Origin of the sequence: Streptomyces sp. NPDC058239 (assembly GCF_042882185.1) — a bacterium.
Lineage (GTDB): Bacteria > Actinomycetota > Actinomycetes > Streptomycetales > Streptomycetaceae > Streptomyces.
This window is the reverse complement of the sequence record NZ_JBHVWS010000025.1, coordinates 61,028-85,389: the sequence shown is the minus strand read 5'-3', so window position 1 is coordinate 85,389 and position 24,362 is coordinate 61,028. Positions and strand designations below refer to the sequence as shown.

The window sequence follows — 24,362 nt, the reverse complement described above, 5'->3', positions numbered from 1 at the left end:
TCGGTGGGCTCAGTGCGTCGGGGCAGCCTGTGCCTTTGCGGCGGCGGCGTTCTCCTCCGCGAGCCGCTCCATGCCGCTCTGCGTCTTGAGCGGCTTCTCCTTGATGAACAGCACTGCGATCAGGGCGAGAAACGCGAAGGGGGCTCCGATCAGGAAGACATCCGCGGTCGCGACCCCGTACGCGTGCTCGACCACCTGCCGGGCCGGTTCGGGAAGAGTGGTGAGGTCGGGGACGCCGTGTCCGGCGCCCCCGTTGTCCGCCGCCCCGCCGAAGCCCTTCTCCATCTCGCTCGCCACCCGGTGGCTGAGCACGGCGCCCAGAGCGCTCGTGCCGATCGCTCCTCCGAGGCTGCGGAAGAACGACAGCACCGAGGTCGCGGCGCCCAGTTCCGACGCGGGCACGTCGTTCTGAGCTGCCAGCACCAGGTTCTGCATCAGCATGCCGACGCCGACGCCGAGTACCACCATGTAGCTGCTGAGCAGCCCGAACGAGGAGTCCGCGCTGATCGTGGCCAGCAGGCCCATGCCCGCGGTCATGATGATGCCGCCCGCGATCAGAAAGCCCTTCCACTTGCCCCGGGCGGAGATGATCTGCCCGGCGATGGTCGTGGAAAGCATCAGACCGAGGATCATCGGCAGGCTCATCAGGCCTGCGATGGTCGGCGACTTGCCGAGCGAGATCTGGAAGTACTGGGAGAGGAACACCGTGCCGCCGAACATGGCCACGCCGACCAGCAGGCTCGCCACCGTCGTCAGCGTCACGGTGCGGTTGCGGAAGATGTCCAGCGGGATGATCGGTTCCTGAACCCTGGATTCGACCAGGACCGCGGCGACCAGCAGGACCACACCGGCGGTGACCAGGGCGACGGTCTGCCACGACGCCCAGTCGAACCGGTTGCCTGCGAGGGTCACCCACAGCAGCAGTGCGCTGACCCCGCTCATGATGAGGACGGCACCGAGATAGTCGATCTTCACCTCTCTGCGGACGGTGGGCAGCTTCAGGGTCAGCTGGAGCAGCACGATCGCGAGCAGGGCGAACGGCACACCGATGAAGAAGCACCAGCGCCACCCCAGCCAGGAGGTGTCCACGAGCACGCCGCCGATGAGCGGTCCTGCGACGGTGCCGACGGCGAAGACGGCGCCGAAGATGCCGGAGTAGCGGCCGAGTTCACGCGGGGGAATGATCGCAGCCATCACCACCTGGGCAAGCGCGGTGAGACCGCCCGCGCCGATGCCCTGCACGACACGGCTCACGATGAGCAGGCCGACACTGTGCGAGAAGCCGGCGACGAGCGAGCCGACGATGAACATCGAAAGAGAGAGCTGGATGAGCAGCTTCTTGTCGTAGAGGTCGGACAGCTTGCCCCAGATCGGGACGGTCGCCGTCATCGCCAGAAGCTCGGCGGTGACCACCCAGGTGTATGAGGACTGGCTGCCGTGCAGATCGGCAATGATCCTGGGAAGGGCGTTGGAGACCACGGTGGAGGCCAGGATGGCCACGAACATGCCGGCCATCAGGCCCGACATGGCCTGGAGTATGTGACGACGTGTCATGGCTGGTGCGTCCCCCTCGGGCGCACCGGCGGTACCGGTTTCGGGTGTGACGGCAGCGGTCATCGGCTGACGTTCCTCATTCTCTGGTGAAAGGCCCCGGTGGGGGCTTCGGATGTGCTTCAGCCGCTCAGACCGGCGGCCAGCGAGGAGAACGCCTCGCGATAGATGCTCTGGAACGTGCGGGTACGGCCGGAGGCCACCCAGAGTTCGACGGCGGCGCGCACGGCAGCGATTGTCACGTGCGCGAGAAGCCGGGGGTAGAGATCGGACTCGGGATCCTGGCCGAGGCGTTCGGCCACGACAGCGACCAGTGCGCGTTCGTCCGCGCCCTGGGCGGCCAGGAATCCGGGCAGCAGCGAAGGACTCGTCCTGAGCACGGCCATCTGGAGCTCCCAGCGTTCGTGATCCTCCTCGATATGGGCGAGTTCCTGGCCGATCGCCTCGCGCAGAGCATTGAGTGCCGTGAGTTCCTTCGGCGCGTTGAGCACCGCCCGACGAGCCCGTTCTGCGCTGTCCTGGTCGGGACGGGTGATCGCGTCTTCCAGGCACGGAAAGTAGTTGAAGAAGGTGCGCACGGAGACACCGGCCACATCGGTGACCGCTTCCACGGTCATGTTCTCGAATCCGCAGTCCGCGGCCATGCGCAGCGCCACGTCCGCGAGGGCGTCACGCGTCGCACGCTTCTTACGTTCGCGGAGCCCGATGGGCATGTCGTCGGCACTCATGAAGGTGCATGATATGCAATCTTGCACGGTGTGCAAAATTCCGCTTCCGGCGTGTGTTCGTGGACAGTCTCAGCCCGCTGCCGATGGTCCTGGTGACGGTGCGCGGGGCTCGGTGCGGCGTCAGTCCTGAGCCACACCGAGCCCCGCGCTCCGCATTATTGACCGGTCGATCAGCTTTTTTTACCTCGGGCGGGAGTTCTGAGCCGGAGTGAGCGGCGAAGAGCGTGGCTTCTTCAGGTGTGTCCCCGATGGCGAGACCTTGGGAGAGACGTCGTCCACCTCAATGGGCGGTCTCCGTCGTGGCCGGCTCGTCGTGGTGTCCGAAGCGCCACCGGACCGGTCCGCAAATCTCTTTCTCTGTTACGTGCTCGATGCCTGGATGGCCCGGAAGTTCCCTGGAGTCGCCTTGGGTTTTGACGGTACTGGGGACTTGCCAGGGGGCCGGGAGCCTGCCATGAGGCCGGGGCCGCCCTCCCCGGCCGGTCAGCCTCGCCGGCTGTCAGCTGACGGAGTCCATGAAGCTCAGCATCCGGCGATTGATCTCCTCCGCGTGGTCGATCTGCGGTCCGTGGCCGGTGGCGGAGACGATTTCGGCGCGTGCCCCGGGTATCAGGCGTGGAATGCGCTCCACTTGCCGCCGCGGGTGCACGAGGAGGCTTCGCTTGCCAAGCACCAGATAGAGCGGGGTGCGAATGCTGGACAGTTCGTCCTCGGACAAGGGGAGTGGAGCTGGGCGGCGAATGCGGTAGGCGCGGACACCCGATCGGATCATCGTGCGCAGCTCCGGGATGATGAGGACGGGTTGCTCCAGCCAGGCTGCCAGTCGTGGGCGCAGTGCCTTGGGGGCGAAGGTCGCGAAGAGACTGGCGAAGATCCAGACGAAGAAACGCAGCCCGACCTTTTCCAGACCGCCGGGGTCGAGCAGCGTGACCGAGGCGAGGCGGCCGGGCCTGCGGTGCGCTTGGTTGAGGGTGAGCCATCCGCCGTAGGAGGAGCCGACAAGGTGTACGCGGTCAAGCCCGAGTCCGGCAAGCGTCTCGTCCAGCCACTGTGCGGCCCGGTCGGGTTGATGGATGGGTTCGCGCTGCACGCTGCGCCCTGGATCGCCTGGGGTGTCGATCGCGTAGACGGTGCGGTCGATGCTGAGGGCGGGGGTGTTTGGGTACCACATGGCGGAGCAAGAGCCCGCCCCGTGCACCAGGACGACGGGGGTGCGGGACCGGTCGGCGGGGTTCACAGGGCCGTACCGGTAGACGTGTGTGGTGCCGAAGGACGTCTCCACGTCCATCTCTGCGAGCGTGGGCGCCCCCAGTGCATAAACGGCGTCGCAGGCCGCGAAGTAGCGGTCACGCAAGGCATCGCTCACATAGCGGCCGACATCGGCCTGGGTGCGAGTCGTGGTCTCGGGCACGGCCACCTCCGGGATATCGATTCTTGGTGATACGAACGTACCACGTTGGTGGTACAGGTGTACCATCATGACTCGGGAGGCCCCGGACCAGGGCAACCGATGAGCAGAGAGGCGGCCGATGCCCAAGCGCGTGGACCACGCAGAACGGCGTAGCGAGATCGCCGAGGCACTCGTCCGAGTCGCCGGACGACGCGGTCTGCACGCCGTGGGGATGCGCGACGTGGCAGCGGAGGCGGGGGTGTCACTGCGGCTGGTGCAGTACTACTTCGAGACCAAGGAAAAGTTGCTGCTCTACGGGTTGCAGCATCTGGCGGAGAGATTCGGGGAACGAGTAGCAGCCAGGTCCCGGGCCGTCGGCGACGGCCCGCAACCCCGCGCAGTGATCGAGGCGCTTCTGATGGCGTCGTTGCCGACCGACGAGGAGAGCCGCGCCTTCCACCTCGTCTATACCTCGTACGCGGTTCTGGCCGTGACCGACCAGGCGCTCGCCGCGCAGCCGTTCATCCGGAACCCTGATGCCGCCGAGGAGGCCCTGGCCGAACTCCTCCGGCAGGCACAGGAGGCGGATCTTGTTCAGCCCGGTGTGGACGTCCAGTTGGAGGCAGTGAGTCTGCTTGCCATGTCTGCGGGACTCGGCATCAGCGTCCTCGTCGGCCAGCGCAGCCCAGAATCCGCCGGCGTAGTGCTGAACCACCACCTGGACCGGATTTTCCAAGCGAGTGGCTCGGTTCCCTGACGCAGCGGGTGCGGGAATGACGTCGTTGTTCGTGAACCTCTCAGAGCCCGAAGAACAGCAATCGCCTCCCAGGTGTTCGAGTTCTGGCTCAACTTCCGTGGAGCACACGCGCTGAGCGACGGTTGCTGCTGGAGTGGCCTTTGGCGAGTTGCCCGGAATCGATGACTGTCGGGCTGGGCGTGGCAAGTCAGAAGGAACCGAAGAAGCGATCCCATCAGTTGGGTCGCTGAACGTGCCAGGAAAGGCGGCTCGGCCAGGACCGCCGGCTGACACAGAACATCTGCGCCATGGGCCGCCGGCGAGCGGTGGCACATGTCGCTGCCATCGCTCGCCCAGTGCGCGCAAGGCGTGCCCGTCGTCCTGGCGGTCAGCGGAAACCACGTGACGCGTGCTCAGCAACTCGGAGGACGTCTCGGTCGGGGCCCAGCTGGGGAATAGCCTTGAGTCTCCAGTGACTGGAGACAGCAGAGTTGGGGACATGGACGTTACGACCCTCTACTCGATCGGGGAGCTTTCCCGGCGGACCGGCCTGCCCGTGAGGACCATCCGCTTCTACTCCGATTCGGGGGTGGTAGCGCCGACCACCCGAAGTTCCGCCGGTTATCGGCTCTACGACCGCGACGCACTGCTTCGTCTGGAACTCCTCCGCACACTGCGCGAGCTGGGCATGGACCTGGCCACGATTCAACGGGTACTGGACCGCGAGCTCTCGGTGGCGGAAGTCGCCGCGGCGCACGCCGACGCCGTGGACGTCCAGATCCGGGTGCTGCAACTGCGTCGAAGCGTTCTGCGAGTCATGGCCAGACGCGGGTCCAATCCCGAGGAGACCAAGCTCATGCACAGGCTCACGCAGTTGTCCGGCGAGGAACGCCGACGTCTGATCGACGATTTCATGGATGGCACCTTCGGCACAGTGGATGCCGACCCAGCCGCGGTGGCCATGGTTCGCGCTGCCACTCCCGACCTGCCCGATGATCCGTCCAGCGAGCAGGTCGCCGCGTGGGTGGAACTCGCCGAGCTGGTCGGCGACGAGGACTTCCGGGCCCGGATGCGCCGGACGGCCATGTTCCAGGCCGCCGGGCGCACGCTCGACATCGAGAGCGAGGCCGGCGAGGAACTGATGCAGTTCACCCGTCAGAAGGTGACCGAGGCCATGGAGTCGGGCATCGACCCGCTCAGCACCAGGGTCGCACCCGTCATCGACGACCTTGTACACCGCTTCGCCGAGGTGTTCGCGCGCACCCCTGACACGGAATTCCGGGACTGGATGGCCCACCAGTTCGAAGAGGCGCACGATCCCAGGGTGGACCGGTACTGGCGGCTGGTTTGGATCGTCAACGGCTGGCAGGTAGTACCGAACCTGATCCCGTTGTACCCCTGGCTCATCCAGGCCCTGCGAAATGACCGCGACGCATAGCCACCGCGGTGGAGACCGCCTCGGATCCCTGAATGAGTGCAAGGGGTGGCCTGCGGACATGTCGCGAGGGCGTCCAATGTCGGTGTGTGATGACGGACTTGGACACCCTCGCAACGGCACTGTACGTCAGGATCGACGATGCGTTGGAGGCTTCGCCGTCTCTGGCTCTGTGGCGTCCGGCCGTCGGGATCGCGGCCACGCTCAGTGACGCCGAACTGGTCACCGTCGCAGTGATGTCGGCGCTGCTCGGCCACACCTCGGAGCGGCGGTGGCTGCGGCACGCCGGCCGAACTATCCCTGCGGGTGAGCAGAGCGGCAGCCCGATCGGCCAACGGCCGTGCCCTGGCAGGGACCATTCCCGAGGGTGCGAGAGATCAAGGACGAGGACGCCGCCCGGCTCTCCCCGCTCAAAGAACGTCACATCAACTTCCTGGCCCGCTACCAATTCAACACCGCCGCCAGCGGGTCCAGTCACGGACTGCGCCCGCTGCGTGACCCGGATACCCCAAGCGATGACGAAGGCGAAGAGGAGCAGGGCGGTCTTGGGGCCAATGGGCACAGCATTGGACTCTCCCACCGTGGGAGAGTCCACCATGATGGTGTGCAAGACGAACTTCTCACCATTGGGCGCTTCGCCCGCCTGTGCCGACTCAGCGTCAAGCAGCTACGGCACTACGACGAGATGGGGCTATTGGCTCCGGTCCGCGTGGATGCCGGCTCCGGCTACCGCTATTACGCACCTGAACAAACGCGTGATGCCCTGACCATTGCCCTGCTGCGCGAGATGGATCTACCCCTGGCTGTGATCGCCCAGGCGCTGGCTGCCGAGCCTGAGCGCAGAGCACAGATTCTGCGCGCCGAGCGGGACCGGCTGGCCGAGCGGATCAGCAGGGACCAGACACGGCTGGAGATGCTCGAGCGGCTGGCGGAGGGTGGCCTGCCCGGCTATGAGGTGACGATGAGCAGGGAACCGGAGCGACGGCTGGCAGTGGTGCGAGCGGTCTGCACCCCCGCGGAGATCGGGGAGAAGGTCGAGGAATGCGTAGCCCGGCTGCTGCCCGTGCTCGGCAGGGCGAGAATCGTATGGGAGCCGCCGCTGTGGGGGCTGTACCCGTTGGATCCGGAAGAGCGGATGGAAATCGCCGTCGGGGCGCAGACGCCGCAGGGGGAGGGGACACCCGGCCTGGAGTTCGAGGTGCTGCCCGGCGGGCTCGTTGCCGAGACCGTGCACATCGGGTCCTACGCTCAACTGCCCTTGGCCTACAACGCGCTTTTCGCCGCCATCCACGAACGCGGACTGCGGCCGCAAGCGCCCGTACGTGAGGCGTATCTGGTCGGCCCGGCAGAGGCGCCGCACGAAGAACTGATGACCCGGCTGATCATTCCCGTCCAGGAGGGCATGGCATGACTACGGTAGGAGACATCGATGTCCGCAGTACGCAGCACTGCGAGACGACAACGCTCGGGGTGCTGCTGAGGCACCAAGGACTCGATCTGTCCGAGCCCATGCTCTTCGGCCTCGGCTCCGGTCTGTCCTTCATCTACTGGGACAGCAAGAACATGGGCTTTCCCTTCCTCGGGGGACGAGTCAAACCCTTCGACCTCACCAGAAACCTGGCCACCGGACTCAAGCTGGAGCTCCAGGTCCAGGAGACCACCTCGCCCCGCAGGGCATGGCAGAACATGGTGGCCCCCATCGACGCCGGCCACCCCGTCGGACTGCAGCTCGACAGCTACTACCTGGACTACTTCGGGGCGAAGGTGCACTTCGGTGGTCATGTCGTCGCCATGTACGGCTATGACGACCACGATGCCTACCTGGTGGACACCGACCAGCAAGGCGGAGCGGTATCCACCAGCCTGACGAGCCTCGCCCAGGCCAGAGCCGCACGCGGCCCGATGACCGCAAAGCACCGTTCCTTCACCCTCACCGCTCCGAGGGACCTGCCCTCCCCTCAGGGCCAGATCATTCCCGCCATCACCGCCTGCGCCGACGCCTTCCTCAACCCGCCCATCGCCAACCTCGGCCACCGAGGCATCGAAAAGGCCGGCAAGCTGGTACGCACATGGCTCCAGCGCACCGACAACCCGCAGCGGGACCTGCCGCAAGCCGCCCTCATGATGGAGAAGGCCGGCACCGGCGGCGCCCTGTTCCGCAACCTCTACCGCGACTTCCTCGCCCAATGCACCCAACTGCTCGACAGCAGACACCTGCGCACCGGACACAGTCTGTACACCGAGGCAGCCACCCTCTGGACCGAAGCCGCAGCACTGATCACAAAAGCCGGTGAATCAGGCGATACGCAGTGCCTCGCACAGGCAGGCACCGTCCTCAGCGATCTTTCACGCATAGAGCGCGAGGCCATGCAGGCGCTGAGCCACCTGCAGGAGTGAGACATCAAGCGCGATCGGCCTCAGCATCGAAATCGAGATCGGATACGCCCGGGTCTCGACCGGTGGGCAGAAACTGGAGCGCCGGCTCGCCGTGCTCACCGCAGCCGGGCGCCGGCGCCGGTGCGTCCGGGTCGCCCAGGGGACGCATCCCGTCGGGCAGGCCAGGGAGCTGGAACGAGTAGCGGCCGAGCATGTTGATGTGATGCTGAACGAAGGGGGAGAGGCGGGACACATCCTCGTCGCGGACGCCGAAGCCGTCCGTGCGCAGCTGATTCACGGCGGCGTCCATGTACCTGGTGTTGAAGAGGACGACAGCGTAGAGGACCGGTCCGAGGGCGCCGATCTGGTCCTCCATGCCGTCCTGGTAGAGCTGTCCGGAGCGGCCGTGGAAGAGATCTTCCGGGCGAGGGTGTGGCGGGCCCTCCTGGAGGTTGGCCTGTGCCTTGATCTGGCGGCGAGCGCTGAAGGCCGAGATCAGAGCACTGACGGCGACAATCTCGCTCAGCGGGAGTGGTTCCAACGAATCGACCTGGGCCAGAACAACGATCTGATCCATGTGGCCAGGGCGATCGAGGTGCTGCCGGAGCACGGAAATGGCTGTCCCCCGCACCCTGGGCACGGGTGCGGGGGACAACGTGCGTGCGAAGACGCCGTCGGACGGGCTAGCTGCCCGCGGCCCTGCGGCGTCGCATCCACCACGTCAGCGCCCCGCCTGCGACTGCGAGTCCCGCAGCCACAGCGGCGATCAGGCCGACGGGGGTGCTGTTGCCGGTGTCGGCGAGGTCACCGTGCGGGTCCTTCGCCGGCGGAGTCGTCTTGTCACCGCCGGGCGTGGACGGGTCGGGTGCCGGGGTCGACGGGGTGTCGGTCGGCTTCGGGCCGTCCGAACCGGTCGGCGTCGGCTTCGGGTCCTCCGGGCTGGTGGGCTGGTCGGAGGTGGACCCGCCGAGGTAGGCGGTCTCACTGTCCTGGTAGGTCACCTCGGCCCGGACGGATGTCTTGGTGGTCCTGTCCAAGCCGCGGTGCTGCGTGTTGAACTGGGTGCGGCTGATGTTCTTCTTCGGCGCCTTGGAGAAGTCGACCCCGCCCATGGACAGGATCCACACCTTGCCGTCGTAGACGCGCTCGAACTTGTAGTCGCCGTTCTTGAACGAGTCGACGTACTTGTCGTAGACGGTCTTCTTGTCCCAGTCCTTGTTCTCGTCCCTGAGCGGCCACCGCTTGACGTCATTGCTGTTGATGATCTTGCGGAAGTCGGTGGGGCTGACCGCGTCCTGGCGGCGGATGTACTCGGCAGCCACCCTCGAGGAGTAGACGCGGCGCAGGTCGGCGTACGACTTGTCGTCGTTGACGCGGCGCTCGAGCTCCGGCTGGATCGTCGTGAGGATCAGGGTCTCGGCCTGTTTGGTCTGCGCCTCGGTGAGCTTGCAGGCGTTGGGCGGCACATCGGGTCCGGTCGGGACCTCCATGTTGACCTTGAGCGGCGCGTCCAGGATGTAGATGCCGCCGTCCTGCTCCCGGATCTTCGCAGGCTTCGGGGTGATCCACTGGCGGATGATGGGCAGGCACGGCATGCCTTCCGGGGTGCGGGGGGCTGCCCGCCAGAAGCGTTCCCCGCGCTCGTACTTGTCGGGATTCATCGCATCCGCGTAGTCGTGCTTGAGGGTCAGGTCGGCCTCCAGCAGGACGCGCCCGGCGTCGGTCTCGGCGAACTCCTTGTCCATGATCACGTCGGGGCGGATCGGGTTGAGGTTGACCCAGAACTTGTCCGGGGTCAGGGCGAGCCAGGTGAAGAAGGCGTCCGAGGCGAGCTGGAGCTTGGCGTCACCGCCGTAGCCGGGGTTCTCGTCCGGGTCCTTGACGTAGCCGGCCTTCATCGAATAGTCGAGGCCCTTGCCCTTGACGGGGGTACCGACGTAGTTGATCTCCAAGGTGGAGAAGTCGATGCCGCCCGGCCCGCGGCCGAAGTAGCCGCCGCGGTTGTTCTGGTTGTACATCGCCTGAAGCCGGCGCGCTTCCTCGACCGTCTTTCCGGACCGCAGGGCCTGGTCGATGATCGGTCCCCGGCCGCCCTTGAGCGGATCGGGGTTGAACCGCTTGTCGTAGTTGGTGTAGACGTTCGGCTTCTGGGTGCGCTCGATGGCGTTCGACCGGCGTTCGTTGACCCCGGCCTGGGTGCGGTTGGTGCCCCGGTCCCGCCTCAGGTCCTCGTCGAACTGCGCGATCTTCTTCTTCGTCGAATCCTCGGTCTTGGCGCCGGTCAGGTACCGGAACGTCGACTTCGGCCTCTCCTTGGCGATCTGCCGGTCGGCTGTGAGCTGGTCACTCTCGATCTTGCCGTTGGACTTCATCTCAACCTTGCGCTCGGTGCGCCGGTTGTGGGCGTCCACGACGCGGGTGCGCTTCTCGCCGGTCTCGGGGTCGGTGTACTCGATCGGGTCCTGGCACCACCAGTCGGGACCGACCATGTTGTACTTCTTGACCATGCGGGCCTCGAACGCTTCACCCCGGGGCGGGTTGCCGTGGTTCCCGATGTAGCGCACGTCGAGGTAGCGCTTGAAGTCCTGGTAGCCCTTGGGGCTGTTGTACTGGCTGTTGTAGCGGGCGTAGATCTCCATGACCTTGTCCGCCGGGTTCTTCGTCTTGTTGTACTTGCGCTGCCACTTGCGGTAGTTCGTTCCCGCGGCCGTGCGCTGGGCGTCGGTCGGCGGCAGCACCCCGTCATACGCCTTGGCGGGGTTGTCGTAGGTGTAGTTCTCGTCGGTCTGCCACGCGTCGTACGGAAGACTGTCCGGCGGCCCGGAGTTGGCCGGGGTGGAGGGGAACTTGTTCTTGAGGAACTTCTCGTCGCACCGCACCGGCTTGACGTTGGGCGCCTTCGCGGCCTCCGCCTGGTCGAGGCCGGGCAGGCCGGTCAGGGTCACGGCTGCCGCGGCGGTGAGGGCGAGCGCGAGGCGCGCCCACACGCGCCGACGGCGCGCAGGTTGATGTATCTGAATGTTCACTGGCTTCTCCCCCTGGGAACACGGCGCCGTGGGTTGCGAGGTCAACTGGTCTGGTTGCGCCGCCCGTTGTCCACACTAGGGGTGAGCCGGTCGAGGGTTTCGGAGTTAAGGCGGCATGTCCCCGCCAACTCGCCATTTTTTTTCGGATCGTTACGGTCAGAACTCGTCGAACTCGCCGATCCAGGTGTCTTCCAGGTCGCCGGTGGTCCCTTCGGTGTGCCGGACGCGGAACACGGACAGTGTGCGGCCCTTGCGGAGCAGCGGGGTGACGCGCTGGAGGGCGAGCCGCGTAAGACCTTCCCAGGAGAAGGACCCGGGGTCGGCGTCGAGGTCGATGCCCTGTCGTTCCAGGGCATCGGGGCCGATACCGAAGGCGCCAATGATGTCTTGCGGGGTGCCTTCGCGGTCCCAGTCCTCTTCTCCGCTCCATCCTGCGGCGAACAGGCGTGCCCCGTCCGGGTGGTAGATCACGTGGGTGCCGTAGGCCACGTTGTGGTCGATCCTCGCCGAGCCGATGATGACCGATCCGGGGAAGCGCTCGGCCAGTTCGTCCGCCTGCTCCGCGAGGGGGAAGGTCCCCCCGGTGGACACCAGGGCGGGATCGTTGACCTCGGTCACCGTTCCCCAGCATCCGACACCGACCAGGTCGAGGTCGGCGCGGGTGGCGAAGGAAAGCCGCTCGGTCGCCTCGATCCGGTCAACTTCCTCCACCACCGTGTCGACGGTGCCGAGAGCAGCGGCGAACTCCCGCGCCCGTGCCGGGTCATGAGCGGGCAGAACCCTTCCACCGGTGAGGAAGGGCTGCTCAACGAGGGTTAGCCTGAACTCCCCGTGCTGCGCGACGCCCTGCTCCGGCGGGCACTCCCAGAAGTCGTTGTCAGTCATCGGATTACCTCCGTGGCTATCAGGAAGGATCACGGCGCGAACCGTGAGAATCCCCTCCCCTGGGGGAGGAGAGCGTCAAGGGCGCCACGATAGCGAGGGCCTTTGACAGACGTCGCGGCGGGGAGTTCGGGACGATCCGGCCGACCTCCCTTGAGGGGTGGTCCTGGGATCAGAAACAACGCGGGCGCGTCCACCTGATGAAACCGCCAGTGATCGCGTGGCAGAACACGGCCCGCCAAAGTGAAGTGCGTTTCGTGCGTGGCAGGCCGTAGCGTCCTGGGATGAGCAGCTTCAACACGCACCGGAGACGGGTCTACGACGAGGGCCTGCCCGCACGCGTCCGGCATACGAATTTGCGGTCCTGCCTCGTCCAATTCGCGCCCTACGGCTTCCGAGCCACCTATCACCACCTCTGCCTCAGCGCGGGGATTCCCAAGAATCTGGAGAAGGATCCGAGCTCGCTCATACGGGCCGTCGAGGAGTTGCACCACGCCCGACAGCTCTGGCTTGCCGACGAGCGCGCCTGTGCCAAAAGTCGCCGAGCGGACAAAGCGCGCGGCTTTCGGCAGGTGAAAGCAGACGAGTCCTGGCGAAGCAGGCAGCGTGGGTGGGGGAACATCGCCTACTGTCCCGAGCCGACGATCCATCCAGACGAGCCGCTGCCTGCGGTGGTCGAGCGGGTGCTCCGGTCATCGGTCCCGCCCGATGAAGCTCCTGCGCTGACGTGCCGTGTATGCGGAAAGCGGGACAACACCGCCGTCTGGTACGACGGAGCCCACCGGATCCATCAGTTGTGCAGGGAATGCGGGGTCAGTCTCGCGGTGCAGCGGGCCGATGCGCCCGACCCGCTGTTGGCGGCCGAGCAGGCCCGGCGGTGGAAGGAGATCTGGAGGCTGCGCAACGAATCTCCTCGCTACCCAAGCTGAGTTTCGGTGCAAGGGCCGGCATCGCGGTGGGGTGAGAATCCGAGCTCGGAGGAGTGCGACGGATACGCGGCCGTACATGCTCCGTTTGAGGAGTCCGATTCTGCAGACGTGGCCCTCGACCACGCAGGAGCGGTAGGGCAGGGGGAGTCCGGTTGCGACGGCATCGATGTCCGGGCGCAGGAAGCTGGTCAAGGAGCGGATCGGCCTCAGGTCGCAGTGTTCCGCCTGCCGGATCCACTCACCCGGCAGGTGGCCGCGGCGGTGGCGGACCAGGTCGGTGAAGGCGCGCGGCAGGTCGCAAGGCGTTGGTGATGTCCGGGCAGGCCGGCCGGAGTTGCTCCGGTGCGTCGCTTCCGGTCGCCCGCGGGGAGGTTCGCAGAGGTCCGGATGTCGGTGGTGTGCGGCAGGGTGGTCGTCATGGGAATGAGACTTGAGACTGTGGCGATCACGGGTGCCGCCGGGCGGATCGGATCGGTGATGCGGGCCGGCTTGCGTGATGAGGTGGCGCGGCTGGTGCTCATCGATCGTGCCGGGCTCACTGCGCAGTCGCCGACGGAGGATGTTCACCGGCTTGATCTACGTGATGCTGAAGCGGTGACAGCAGTCCTGAAGGACGTGGATGCGGTGGTGCATCTGGGTGGGGTCCCCGATGAAGCGCCATTGCCGGATCTGCTGGACGGGAATGTCCGGGGGACGCACAACGTGCTGGAGGGCGCACGCCGGCAGGGGGTGCGACGGGTCGTGCTTGCCAGCAGCAACCGTGTGAGCGGCTTCTATCCGGTCGCGGAGACCGTGACACCCGTGATGCCCGCGCGTCCGGACGGGCTGTATGGGGTGAGCAAGGTTGCGGTGGAGGCGCTCGGACGCCTGTATGCGGACAAGTTCGGTCTGTCGGTGGTGTGCCTGCGTATCGGGAGTTTCGAGGACACGCCGAGCGAGCGAAGGCATCTGTCCACGTGGTTGAGTCCCCGCGACGGCCTCGGCTTCGTCCGTGCGGCTCTCACCGCTCCGGACGTGCGCTTCGAGACCGTGTACGCGGTCTCTGCCAACACCCGCCGTTTCTGGGATACCGGTACCGGGGCGGATTTGGGATACATGCCCGTGGACGATGCCGAAGCCTTCGCATCGCGTCTTCCGGCGGGCGGAGACCCGGCCGGGAGCGATCCGCAGGGCGGCGAGTATGCCGGCGCGGAATACACGCTCCGGCACATGTGAAGACCGGTCAGCTGCTGTGGCCGGGCATGTCAGCTGCAGGATCCGATGCCTGCCCCCGGCCCGCACTCTCTCCCGGACGAACGGAGCTGTTCCCTTGGCGTTGTGCCGATGCGTCACTCCGAGGGCCGACCGTGGTCTTTCATGATTGGTGGCCGTGAGGTGCTCTGGGGGTACGCCGGGCGAAGGGCCTGGGGTTCGACGTGCTGCTGATCGCCGACCCGGCGGAGATCCTGGCCCGGTCGGCGCGCGGCCTGGACGACCTGTACGCGGCACTGATCCGGGCGACACAAAGGGGATCGCGAGCCGGAGCCGTCAAGGGATCGCGAGCCGGGCCCGTTCCGTCACGACCGCCAGGTCCTCCTCGATCGCGGCAGCCGCCGCCGTGAGCGCGGGCAGCACTGTTCGCCGTACGTCGTCCAGGGTGCCCCGGCTGGCGTGGGTGGAGACGTTCACGGCGGCCACCACCCGGCCGGTGCGGTCGTGCACAGGCACCGCGATCGACCGCAGACCCTCCTCCAGCTCCTGGTCCACCAGGGCATGACCGTCCCGTCGGGCCTGCGCCACGGCCTCGGCGAGATCGGCGGCGTCGACCCGGGTGAACCGCGTCAGCGGCCGCACCGGGGCGCGGGCCAGCCGCTCGGCCGCCTCCCGCTCGGGCAGACCGGCCAGCAGCACCCGGCCCATGGAGGTGGCGTACGCCGGGAAACGGGTGCCGACCGTGATGTTGACGCTCATGATGCGTACGGTGTGCACCCGGGCGACGTACATGATGTCGTCGTCGGCCAGCACCGCGACGGACGCCGAGTCGTGCACCTGCTCCACCAGTCGGGCCAGATGGGGCTGCGCGATCTCCGCGAAGGTCAGCCGGGAGAGCCGGGCGTAGCCCAGTTCCAGCACCGTGGGCAGCAGCGTGAATTGGCGCCCCTCACCGGCCGGGGCCGCGTACCCCAGCTGCTGGAGGGACAGCAGCGCCCTGCGGGCGGTGGCGCGGGCCAGACCGGTGGCCTCCGCGGCGCCGGACAGGGTGAGCCCACCGGGTGCCGATCCCAGGGCGGTGAGCACGGCGAGCCCCCGGGTCAGCGACTGCAGGAATTCCGGACCCAGCTCCGCCTTGGCGGCGCGTGAGTTGTCCGGGCCGCCGGGTGCGAGCGGTGTGTGCGCCGGCGCGGGGGAGGCCAGTGTTGCCTCCATCCGCGCCGCGTACTCCCGCAGCCGGGGCAGGGCGTGCTCGGCCAGCGACCGAGCGCTGTGCCTGCTGGTGTGACTGACCACGCTGAGCGCACATACGGTGCTGCCGTCGGGTGCGTGGACGGGGACCGCGACGGCTACCAGACCGGGCTCGATCAGCTGGTCGTCGGCGGCCCAGCCGGTGTCCCGGGCATCCGCCACCCGCTGCCGGAAGGCCGACTCCACCTCGTCCGGGGCCGGTGGCGCCGAGCGGGGAGGAACGGCGGGGAAGCCGGCGTCACGGGGGTCTTCGCGCAGCCGGGTGAGCCAGGCGGTTTGCTGCTCGGGGCTCCAGTCGGCGGCGAAGAGGGCGCCCGGGGCGCAGCGCTCGGCGGGCAGCAGGTCGCCGATCCGGAAGGCCAGCGCCATGGTGCGCCGCCGGGTGGACTGGCTGATGAACCGCACCCCGGCGCCGTCCGGTACCGCGAGGGAGACCGACTCGTCCAGCTCGTCGGCCAACGCGACGGCGAGCGGTTCCAGGGCGTCGGGGAGACCGGAGCAGGCGAGGTAGGCATTGCCCAGCTCCATCAGGCGCGGAGCGAGCAGCACGTCGCGGTCGTCCTCGATGCGCAGATATCCCAGGTGGGTGAGGGTGGTGACAATGCGGTCGACGGTGGAGCGGGCCAGGCCGGTGGCGCGGACCAGATCGCCGGGGCGCATCCGCGGTCCGGGGTGGGCGGCCAGGGCGCGAAGCACGGCCAGACCGCGCTCCAGCGGCCCGACCGGGTCGCCGCCGGGTTCTGCGGCGTCCGCCTCGGATGCGGTCGCGGCATGCGGCATGCGGTCCTCCTCGTCGAGCCTCCGGGGTGTGCGGAAACCGTACCCGCCGGACCCTTCGGCCGCGCGAGGCGGTCGGGCCCTGCGCTCCCGCTTCGCCTGTGCCGACGGGATGACCGCCGCCCGGCCCCGGGCAACGCCTGCGGTGCGTGGCCCTCTTCGGGCCCCGCACCGCCGCTGCGTCAGCAGGAGTTCAACCGATGCGCAGGCCCGCGTAGTTCTCGGCCAGCTCCGCAGCCGCGTGCCGGGACGACGAGACGCGGTCCAGCTGGGAGACCTGGAGCCGGGTCTCGAATGCGCTCTGACCCGGGTCGGTGTGCAAGGTCGTCGTCATGAAGTACGAGAAGTGCTCCGCGCGCCACACCCGGCGCAAACAGGTGTCCGAGTACGCGTCGAGCAGCTCGGCGGAGCCGCTGTCCTTCAGATGGGCGAAGGCCCGGGCGAGCACGACGACGTCGGAGACAGCGAGGTTGAGCCCCTTGGCACCGGTGGGCGGCACGATGTGGGCGGCGTCGCCGGCCAGGAGGATCCGGCCCCAGCGCATGGGCTCGGTGACGAAGCTGCGCATCGGCAGCACGGCCTTGGAGGTGATCGGGCCGCGTGCGAGTTGCCAGTCGCCGTCCGTCGCGAAACGGGCGTCGAGCTCGTCCCATATGCGGTCGTCCGGCCAGTCGGCCGGGTCGGTGCCGTTCGGGACCTGCAGATACAGCCGGCTGACCGTGGTCGAGCGCATGCTGTGCAGGGCGAAGCCGCGCGGCGAGTGGGCGTAGATCAGCTCGTCGCAGGACGGCGGGACATCGGCCAGGATGCCGAACCACGAGTAGGGGTAGACCCGCTCGAAGGTACTCATGACACTGTCCGGGACCGCCCTGCGGGTCACGCCGTGGAACCCGTCGCAGCCCACGATGTAGTCGCAGCTGAGCGTCCTGTCCTGGCCCTGGTGGGTGTAGTGGATGACGGGCCGGTCCGTGTCGGCTCCGGCGACCGCGTTCACCTGGGCTTGGAACAACAGCGGTGCGCCGTCCACCACCTGAAGGGCAATCAGGTCCTTGACGACCTCGGTCTGGGCGTACACCCACACCTTGCGGCCGCCGGTGAGCGACGGGAAGTCGATCCGCTGTGACCGGCGGTCCCAGCGCAGCTCGATGCCGTCGTGGACCAGACCCTCGCGGTCCAGCCGTTCGCCCGCGCCGGACTCCCGCAGCACGTCGACCGTGCTCTGTTCGAGGATGCCGGCGCGTTGGCGCTGCTCGACGTAGGTGCGGTCACGGCTCTCCAGAACGACGCAGTCGACGCCGGAGTTGTGCAGGAGCCGGGCTAGCAGCAGGCCCGCAGGGCCGCCGCCGATGATGCCGACGGTGGTGTGGTCCATGGCGGTCAGTTCTCCTCTTCGAGAATGCGGTTCGCGATGGCGAAAGCGGCGTTCGCCGCGGGCACGCCGCAGTAGACGGCCGACTGGAGCAGGACTTCCTCGATCTCCGCGGGGGTGAGACCGTTGCGCCGCGCGGCCCGCACATGCATGGCCAGTTCCTCGTGGTGGCCGTGGGCCACCAGCGCGGTGAGGGTGATGCAGCTGCGGGTCCGGCGGCTCAGTCCGGGCCGGGTCCAGATCTCGCCCCATGCGTAGCGGGTGATGAAGTCCTGGAAACCGGCGGTGAAGTCGGTGGTGCGGGTGACCGCCCGGTCGACGTGCTCGTCGCCGAGCACGGCGCGGCGCACGGCCATACCGGCGTCGTACCGGGAGACGTCGTCGGCGGGCGGGGCGGCATCGGTCGCGAAGTGTCCCAGCAGGGCTGCCAGCACGGGCACCGGACGCTCGACGTTGGCGAGGTGCGCGGCGTGCGCCACCTCGGTCAGGGCCGCGCCGGGGATGCCGTCGGCCAGCTCGCGGGCGTGTGCGACAGGCGTCGCCAGGTCCTCGCGGCCTGCGACGACCAGGGTCGGCGCGGTGATGCGAGACAGCTCGGCGCGCAGGTCGAGGCCGGCGAGTGCGTCGCAGAGCCCGGCGTAGGCCCCGGGATCGGCCGCGGACAGGTCGTCGACCATCGCCCGCGCGGCCGGGGAGGCCGCGAAGGACGGGGTGAACCAGCGGGCGGGGGCGGTCTCCGCGACCGGGCCGGTGCCCTCGGCGCGCACCAGCGCCGCGCGGTCGCACCAGCCCTCCGGCAGGCCGAAGCGGGCCGAGGAGCAGAGGATCGCGAGCGAGGTGACCCGCTCGGGGTGGTGCACGGCGAGCCAGGTGCCGACGGCGCCGCCGAGCGAGATACCGGCGTAGCCGAACTCCTCGATGCCGAGCGCGTCGGCGAGGCCGAGGACCAGCTTCCCGAGGTCGGCGACGGTGCCGCCGTCGGGCAGCAGGCAGGCCGGGGAGCCGCCGTGGCCGGGCAGGTCCCAGCGCACCACTCGGTGGGTCCGGGCCAGCGACGGGGTCTGGGGGTCCCACACGGCCAGCGAGGTGCCGAGCGAAGGGCCCAGGATCAGCGGTGGGGCGGAGTCCCGGCCGTCCACACGGTGGTGCAGCAGACGCTGCGAGGGGGCAGAAGTGCTCATGCGGTCTCCTCGTGCTGAGTGTGCGGGGCCGTCCGGTGCCGTCGAAACCTGACGCTTCATCAGGTCGGGTTCTGGGCGGTGCCGGTGCGGCGCAGGGCGCGGTCCACGAGGGCGCCCGCGGAGCCGGCGTACTGCGTGGGGTCGGTCAGTTCACGCAGTCGGTCCTGCGGGAGGGCGCCGGCGATGCCGGGTTCCTCCCGGAGGGCCTCGTCGAGGTCCATACCCTGCTCGACGGCGCGGCGGGAGGCCCGGGTCAGCGCCTGCCTGGCCTCGCTGCGGCCGATCAGGGCCGCCAGCACCGAGGTGAGCCGCTCGCTGATGATCAGGCCGTGGGTGGCGTCGAGGTTGTCGCGCATCCGGTTCGGGTGGACGCGCAGGCCTTCGGCCAGTTCGGCGGCGTCGCGGGCGGCTCCGCCGACCAGGCGCAGGGCCTGGCGCAGGGGCTGCCACTCGGCGTGCCAGGCGCCGGCCGGGCGCTCGTCCTCGGCGGCGAGCCCGGCGTAGAGCACGGACGCGAGGGCGGGGACCTGCCGGGCCGCGGCGGCGATCAGTGTGGCGCGGACCGGATTGGCCTTGTGCGGCATGGCGGAGGAGCCGCCGCCGCTGCTTTCGCCGAGTTCGCCGATCTCCGTACGGGACAGCGACAGGACGTCCGCCGCGAGTTTGCCGAGTGCCCCGGCGGTGAAGGCGAGGGCGCCTGCCAGGTCGGCGACGGGGGTGCGCAGGGTGTGCCAGGGCAGCGTGGGCTCGGCCAGTCCGGTCTCGGCGGCGTAGCCGGCGAGCAGCCGCAGGCCCAGGTCCGGGCCGGAATCCGGGTCGGCGGTCGAGCCGTCGGCCTCGGCGAAGGCGTGAAAGGCCGCCAGGGTGCCGGCCGCTCCGCCGAGTTGTGCGGGCAGCGCTGCCCGGACGGCTGCGAGGCGTTCGTGGGCGTCGAGCACCAGTGAGCGCCAGCCGGCGGCCTTGAGGCCGAAGGTGGTGGGCACGGCGTGCTGGGTGAGCGTGCGTCCGGCGATCGGTGTGTCGCGGTGCTCGGCGGCGAGCCGCGCCAGGGCGCCGGCCGCGCGTCCGAGGTCTGCGAGGACGGGTTCCAGGGCGCGGTCGGCGACCAGCATGGCGGCCGTGTCCAGGATGTCCTGGCTGGTGGCGCCGCGGTGCACATGGGCGGCGGCCTGCCGGTCGTGCTCGGCGACGGCCGCGGTCAGGTCGGCGACGAGCGGGATGACGGGGTTGCCGCCGGAGCGGGCGTGCAGCGCGAGATCCCGGACGTCGTAGCGGGCGGTCTCGGCGGCCGCCGCTGTGACGGCCTGCGCCGCCGCGGCGGGGGCGAGGCCCAGCGCGGCCTGCGCGCGGGTCAGCGCGGCTTCGGCGTCCAGCATCGCGCGGACGTAGGCGGCGTCGCCGGTGGCGGCTTCGACCGGTGACCCGGTCTGCCCCGGGGAGAGCAGGCCGTGGTCCTCGGCGGAGTCAGTCGAAGGCAAGGAAGACCGTCTCCTCATGCTCACCGTCACCCTGCAGCCGGATGTCGAAGCGGCGCAGCCGCTCTCCGTGGGCGACGGCGAGGAGCGTGGCGCGGCGCTCGGGCTCCAGGCCGGCCAGCAGCGGGTCGGCCGCGGTGTCGGTCAGGCCGGGCAGGTAGATCCGGGTGTGCAGATGGTGCAGCAGACCACGGGCGAAGACGATCACCGAGAGGTAGGGGACACCGCCGGGCGGCAGCGTACGCAGCTCGTAGTGGCCGTCCGCGTCGGTCCCGACGCGGCCGAAGCCGGTGAAACCGACGTCGCCCCGGCCGATGACCGCTCCGGTGACGGGGTCGCGGCGCAGCGAGCCGGGCGCGCCGCGGCGCGAGCCGTCGGGTGCGGGCTGCCAGATCTCGATGAGGGCGTCGGGGACGGGAGCCCCGGCGCCGTCGTAGACGTAGCCGTGGACGGTGAGGGCGTCGGGGTGTCCGGCGGGGGCGATCTCGCCGCCCTTCGCGAAGGGCAGCGCGTAACCGTAGAACGGGCCCACGGTCTGCGACGGGGTGGTGGACATCAGCGGCCCTCCTCGATCCAGGTGGCGGCCGGACCGTCGAGGACGATGTCCCAGCGGTAGCCGAGCGACCATTCGGGGGTGGACAGGTCGTGGTCGTACGTCGCGACGAGCCGCCGGCGCGCGGAGTCGTCGGTGACGGACTGGAGGATGGGGTCGTAGGCGAAGAGCGGGTCCCCCGGAAAGTACATCTGGGTGATCAGCCGCTGAGTGAAGGCGCTGCCGAAGAGCGAGAAGTGGATGTGGGCAGGACGCCAGGCGTTGACGTGGTTGCGCCAGGGGTAGGCGCCCGGCTTGACGGTGACGAACTCGTACGCGCCCTGGTCGTCGGTCAGGCAGCGGCCCACACCGGTGAAGTTGGGATCGAGCGGGGCGGGATGGTCGTCGCGCTGGTGGGCGTAGCGGCCCGAGGCGTTGGCCTGCCAGACCTCGACCAGCTGGCCGCGCACCGGGCGGCCGTCCCGGTCCAGCACCCGGCCGGTGACCTTGATGCGCTCGCCGAGCGGCTCGCCCTGGTGCCGACGGGTCAGGTCGTGGTCGAGGGCGGTGACATCGGTGACGCCGAAGACCGGGCCGGAGAGCTCCACGGCCTCGGGGTCGTGCAGGGCGACCAGCGGCTTGCAGGGGTGGCGCAGGACGCTGCTGCGGTAAGGGGCGTAACCGCGGTCGGGGTGGCTCCTCGCGGGCGCACCGGCCGCCACGGCCTTGGCGTAGGCCTCGCGCTGCTCGGCTATCTCCTCGGAGATCCGACCTTGGGTCAGAGGGGTGGTCATACGGGGTTTCCTACCTTTCCAGGACCAGGGCGAGGCCCTGTCCGACGCCGATGCACAGGGCGGCGAGGCCGGTTCCGGAGCCCGCGGCGGCGAGCTGGTGGGCGACGGCTCCGGCGATACGGGCACCGGAGGCGCCGAGCGGGTGGCCGATGGCGATCGCTCCGCCGCGCGGGTTGACGACCGCGGGGTCGAGGCCGGGCCATTCGGCCAGGCAGCCCAGGGACTGGGCGGCGAAGGCCTCGTTGAGTTCGAACGTGGTCAGGTCGCCGAAGCCGCGGCCGGCCCTGGTCAGGGCCTTTCTGACGGCCTCGACGGGGCCGAGGCCGAAGTACTGCGGCTCGACGGCGGTGACGGCCGAGGCGCGGACGCATGCCAGCGGCTCACGACCGGTGGCCCTCAGGCCCTCCTCGTCCACGAGCAGCAGCGCGGCGGCGCCGTCGTTGAGCGGCGAGGCATTGCCGGCGGTGACCGTGCCGTCCGGGCGGAAGACGGGCTTCAGCCCGGCCAGCGACTGGGGCGAGGTGTTGTCCCGAATGGTCTCGTCGCGGGTCAGGCCGACGCCGTCGACGGACACGACCTCGCCGTCGTACAGGCCGTTCTTCCAGGCGCGGGCGGCCTTCTCATGGCTTGCCACGGCGAAGGCGTCCTGCTGCGCGCGGGTGATGCCGTACCGGTCGGCGATCAGTTCGGCGCCCTCGCCGAGCGGGACGGTCCACTGCGGCTCCAGGCGCTTGTTGACCATGCGCCAGCCGATCGTGGTGGAGAACAGCTCCTGGTTGCCGGCCGGGAAGGCACGCGAGGGTTTTGGCAGCACCCAGGGGGCGCGGCTCATCGACTCCACGCCGCCCGCGACGGCGACGGAGGCGTCGCCGACCGCGATGGCGCGGGCGGCCTGGACGACGGCTTCGAGGCCGGAGGCGCACAACCGGTTGACGGTGCTGCCGGGGACGGTGACGGGCAGTCCGGCGAGCAGCACGGCCATCCGGGCGACGTTGCGGTTCTCCTCACCGGCGCCGTTGGCATTGCCGAAGAGGACGTCGTCGATCCGAGCCGGGTCGAGCTCCGGTGTACGGGTCAGCAGGGACCGCAGCACTCCGGCAGCGAGGTCGTCGGGGCGCACCCCGGACAGGGCGCCCCCGTACTTGCCGACCGGGGTGCGGACGGCGTCGACGATGTAGACCTCGCGCAGCTGACGGATCATCGCGCGCTCACTTCGACCGCCGCGGCGATCCGGACCGGGGCGGCGGTCAGGCGCTGGATCTCCTCGGCGGTGACGCCCGGGGCACTCTCCACCAGGACGAGGCCGTCGTCGGTGACGTCCAGGACGCCGAGGTCGGTGATGATGCGGTCGACACAGGTCCGGCCGGTGAGCGGCAGTGTGCACTCCTCGACGATCTTCGGGCTGCCGTCCTTGGCGGTGTGAGTCATCGTCACGATGACCCGCCGGGCCCCGTGCACCAGGTCCATGGCCCCGCCGATGCCGGTGACCAGCTTGCCGGGAACGGCCCAGTTGGCGAGGTCGCCACGGGCGGAGACCTGCATGGCGCCCAGCACGGCGGTGTCGATGTGGCCGCCGCGGATCATCCCGAAGGAGAGCGCAGAGTCGAAGAAGGAGGCGCCGGGCAGGACGGTGACGGTCTCCTTGCCGGCGTTGATCAGGTCCGGGTCGACCTCGTCCTCGCGGGGGAACGGGCCGGTGCCGAGGATTCCGTTCTCCGACTCCAGGACGACCTGGACGCCGTCGGGAAGGTGGTTGGGGATCAGTGTGGGCAGCCCGATGCCGAGGTTCACGTACTCACCGTCGCGCAGCTCGCGGGCCGCGCGGGCGGCCATCTCGTCTCGCGTCCAGGCCATCAGGCCGACACCTTCCTGGTCGTACGCTTCTCGATCTTCTTGTCCACGGCCTGTTCGGGAGTGAGCGCCACCACCCGCTGGACGAAGATGCCCGGCAGATGGACCTGGTCCGGGTCGATCTCGCCCGGCTCGACCAGTTCCTCGACCTCGGCGATCGTGATCCGGCCGGCCATGGCTGCCGGCGGATTGAAGTTGCGGGACGACTTGTTGAAGACCAGGTTGCCGTGCCGGTCCCCCCTGGCGGCCCGGACCAGTGCGAAGTCGGTGGTGATACCCCGCTCCAGCACGTACTCGACGCCGTCGAACTCGCGGGTCTCCTTGCGCGGCGATGCCACCGAGACCCCGCCTGCGCCGTCATAGAGCCAAGGCAGTCCGCCGTCGGCGACCTGCGTGCCTACGCCGGCCGGTGTGAAGAAGGCGGGGATGCCGCAACCGCCGGCGCGCAGCCGCTCGGCCAGGGTGCCCTGGGGGATGAGCTCGACCTCCAGCTCACCCGCGAGGTACTGCCGGGCGAACTCCTTGTTCGCGCCGATGTAGCTGCCTGTGACCCGGGCGATCCGGCCCGCCGAGAGCAGGACCGCGAGACCGGAGTCCATCGCGCCGCAGTTGTTGGAGACCACACCCAGTCCGCCGACCCCGGTGTCGTACACCGCCTGGATCAGTGTGTTCGGTACGCCGCTGAGGCCGAAGCCACCGACCGCGAACGACGCACCGTCGTGGACATCTGCCACGGCCTCTGCGGCCGAGGCGACCACCTTGTCCATCCGCCCGCCTTTTATTATGTGTTCGCCAGGTGAACTTAAGTTCATATTGTTGCTTCATTTTGTTCCCCAGGCACCCGGTTCGTCAACGGCTTGGGACGTCGCGGTTTCCAGGCGCACCCGA

General features: G+C 69.0%; 20 protein-coding genes and 2 pseudogenes. 7 read left to right on the top strand and 15 right to left on the bottom strand.

Annotated features, from left to right (window positions below):
• Window positions 1-9: 9 nt before the first annotated feature.
• The 3 genes from ACFVYE_RS25370 to ACFVYE_RS25360 form a co-directional block, all read right to left on the bottom strand.
• Complete coding sequence (locus tag ACFVYE_RS25370) at window positions 10-1,617, bottom strand: MDR family MFS transporter (RefSeq protein ID WP_389607442.1); 1,608 nt, start codon at window positions 1,615-1,617, stop codon at window positions 10-12.
• 56 nt (window positions 1,618-1,673) lie between these two features.
• Window positions 1,674-2,279: a TetR family transcriptional regulator gene (locus tag ACFVYE_RS25365; protein ID WP_389607441.1), complete on the bottom strand. Its 606-nt coding sequence runs from the start codon at window positions 2,277-2,279 to the stop codon at window positions 1,674-1,676.
• Between the two features lie 499 nt (window positions 2,280-2,778).
• Complete coding sequence (locus ACFVYE_RS25360) at window positions 2,779-3,690, bottom strand: alpha/beta fold hydrolase (RefSeq protein ID WP_383973095.1); 912 nt, start codon at window positions 3,688-3,690, stop codon at window positions 2,779-2,781.
• Between the two features lie 118 nt (window positions 3,691-3,808).
• Between ACFVYE_RS25360 and ACFVYE_RS25355 the strand changes: the two genes are divergently transcribed.
• The 5 genes and pseudogenes from ACFVYE_RS25355 (at window position 3,809) to ACFVYE_RS25335 (ending at window position 8,237) form a co-directional block, all read left to right on the top strand.
• On the top strand, window positions 3,809-4,426 hold the full coding sequence (locus ACFVYE_RS25355) for a TetR/AcrR family transcriptional regulator (RefSeq protein WP_383973096.1): 618 nt from the start codon (window positions 3,809-3,811) through the stop codon (window positions 4,424-4,426).
• Window positions 4,427-4,904: 478 nt separating this feature from the next.
• Window positions 4,905-5,843, top strand: a complete 939-nt coding sequence (locus tag ACFVYE_RS25350) for a MerR family transcriptional regulator (RefSeq protein WP_383973098.1) — start codon at window positions 4,905-4,907, stop codon at window positions 5,841-5,843.
• 86 nt (window positions 5,844-5,929) lie between these two features.
• Window positions 5,930-6,130, top strand: a pseudogene (locus ACFVYE_RS25345) (IS982 family transposase); the annotation flags it as partial.
• A gap of 77 nt (window positions 6,131-6,207) precedes the next feature.
• Window positions 6,208-7,251 (top strand): GyrI-like domain-containing protein, encoded by a 1,044-nt coding sequence (locus ACFVYE_RS25340; RefSeq protein ID WP_383973100.1) that lies wholly within the window; start codon window positions 6,208-6,210, stop codon window positions 7,249-7,251.
• Window positions 7,248-8,237: a BtrH N-terminal domain-containing protein gene (locus ACFVYE_RS25335; RefSeq protein WP_383973102.1), complete on the top strand. Its 990-nt coding sequence runs from the start codon at window positions 7,248-7,250 to the stop codon at window positions 8,235-8,237. The genes ACFVYE_RS25340 and ACFVYE_RS25335 overlap by 4 nt, the downstream gene beginning before the upstream one ends.
• Window positions 8,238-8,358: 121 nt before the next feature.
• Here ACFVYE_RS25335 and ACFVYE_RS25330 read toward each other — a convergent pair.
• From ACFVYE_RS25330 to ACFVYE_RS25320, 3 genes and pseudogenes are all read right to left on the bottom strand, one after another.
• A pseudogene (locus ACFVYE_RS25330) lies at window positions 8,359-8,694 on the bottom strand (Tn3 family transposase); the annotation flags it as partial.
• 205 nt (window positions 8,695-8,899) lie between these two features.
• On the bottom strand, window positions 8,900-11,242 hold the full coding sequence (locus ACFVYE_RS25325) for a hypothetical protein (protein WP_389607440.1): 2,343 nt from the start codon (window positions 11,240-11,242) through the stop codon (window positions 8,900-8,902).
• A gap of 156 nt (window positions 11,243-11,398) precedes the next feature.
• The gene (locus tag ACFVYE_RS25320; protein ID WP_383973106.1) at window positions 11,399-12,127 is read right to left on the bottom strand and encodes a DUF6333 family protein; all 729 of its coding nucleotides are present in this window, start codon (window positions 12,125-12,127) and stop codon (window positions 11,399-11,401) included.
• Between the two features lie 281 nt (window positions 12,128-12,408).
• On the opposite strand from ACFVYE_RS25320, the gene ACFVYE_RS25315 reads away from it, so the two are divergent.
• Together ACFVYE_RS25315 and ACFVYE_RS25310 are read left to right on the top strand one after the other, a co-directional pair.
• Window positions 12,409-13,053 carry a hypothetical protein gene (locus ACFVYE_RS25315; protein WP_389607439.1) on the top strand — a complete coding sequence of 215 codons (645 nt, stop codon included), beginning with the start codon at window positions 12,409-12,411 and terminating at the stop codon, window positions 13,051-13,053.
• A gap of 438 nt (window positions 13,054-13,491) precedes the next feature.
• Entirely contained in the window at window positions 13,492-14,268 is a 777-nt protein-coding gene (locus ACFVYE_RS25310; protein WP_389607438.1) for an NAD-dependent epimerase/dehydratase family protein, read from the top strand.
• A 312-nt stretch (window positions 14,269-14,580) separates the two neighbouring features.
• On the opposite strand, the gene ACFVYE_RS25305 is transcribed toward ACFVYE_RS25310, so the two are convergent.
• From ACFVYE_RS25305 to ACFVYE_RS25265, 9 genes are all read right to left on the bottom strand, one after another.
• Entirely contained in the window at window positions 14,581-16,275 is a 1,695-nt protein-coding gene (locus ACFVYE_RS25305; protein WP_383973112.1) for an IclR family transcriptional regulator C-terminal domain-containing protein, read from the bottom strand.
• 190 nt (window positions 16,276-16,465) lie between these two features.
• The gene (locus ACFVYE_RS25300; protein ID WP_389607437.1) at window positions 16,466-17,644 is read right to left on the bottom strand and encodes a 4-hydroxybenzoate 3-monooxygenase; all 1,179 of its coding nucleotides are present in this window, start codon (window positions 17,642-17,644) and stop codon (window positions 16,466-16,468) included.
• Between the two features lie 5 nt (window positions 17,645-17,649).
• Window positions 17,650-18,822, bottom strand: a complete 1,173-nt coding sequence (pcaD, locus tag ACFVYE_RS25295) for a 3-oxoadipate enol-lactonase (RefSeq protein WP_389607436.1) — start codon at window positions 18,820-18,822, stop codon at window positions 17,650-17,652.
• 59 nt (window positions 18,823-18,881) lie between these two features.
• The gene (gene pcaB / locus ACFVYE_RS25290) at window positions 18,882-20,318 is read right to left on the bottom strand and encodes a 3-carboxy-cis,cis-muconate cycloisomerase (RefSeq protein ID WP_389607435.1); all 1,437 of its coding nucleotides are present in this window, start codon (window positions 20,316-20,318) and stop codon (window positions 18,882-18,884) included.
• Window positions 20,287-20,853 (bottom strand): protocatechuate 3,4-dioxygenase subunit alpha, encoded by a 567-nt coding sequence (pcaG, locus tag ACFVYE_RS25285; protein ID WP_383973120.1) that lies wholly within the window; start codon window positions 20,851-20,853, stop codon window positions 20,287-20,289. Before pcaG ends, pcaB begins: the two co-directional genes overlap by 32 nt.
• Window positions 20,853-21,623: a protocatechuate 3,4-dioxygenase subunit beta gene (gene pcaH, locus ACFVYE_RS25280; RefSeq protein ID WP_383973123.1), complete on the bottom strand. Its 771-nt coding sequence runs from the start codon at window positions 21,621-21,623 to the stop codon at window positions 20,853-20,855. Before pcaH ends, pcaG begins: the two co-directional genes overlap by 1 nt.
• Before the next feature lie 10 nt (window positions 21,624-21,633).
• A complete protein-coding gene (locus ACFVYE_RS25275; RefSeq protein ID WP_389607434.1) occupies window positions 21,634-22,824 on the bottom strand; it encodes a thiolase family protein in 1,191 nt (396 codons plus the stop codon).
• Window positions 22,821-23,477: a CoA transferase subunit B gene (locus tag ACFVYE_RS25270; protein WP_383973127.1), complete on the bottom strand. Its 657-nt coding sequence runs from the start codon at window positions 23,475-23,477 to the stop codon at window positions 22,821-22,823. The genes ACFVYE_RS25275 and ACFVYE_RS25270 overlap by 4 nt, the downstream gene beginning before the upstream one ends.
• Window positions 23,477-24,241, bottom strand: coding sequence for a CoA transferase subunit A (locus ACFVYE_RS25265; RefSeq protein ID WP_383973129.1), 765 nt, complete (start codon window positions 24,239-24,241; stop codon window positions 23,477-23,479). Before ACFVYE_RS25265 ends, ACFVYE_RS25270 begins: the two co-directional genes overlap by 1 nt.
• Between the last annotated feature and the right edge of the window lie 121 nt (window positions 24,242-24,362).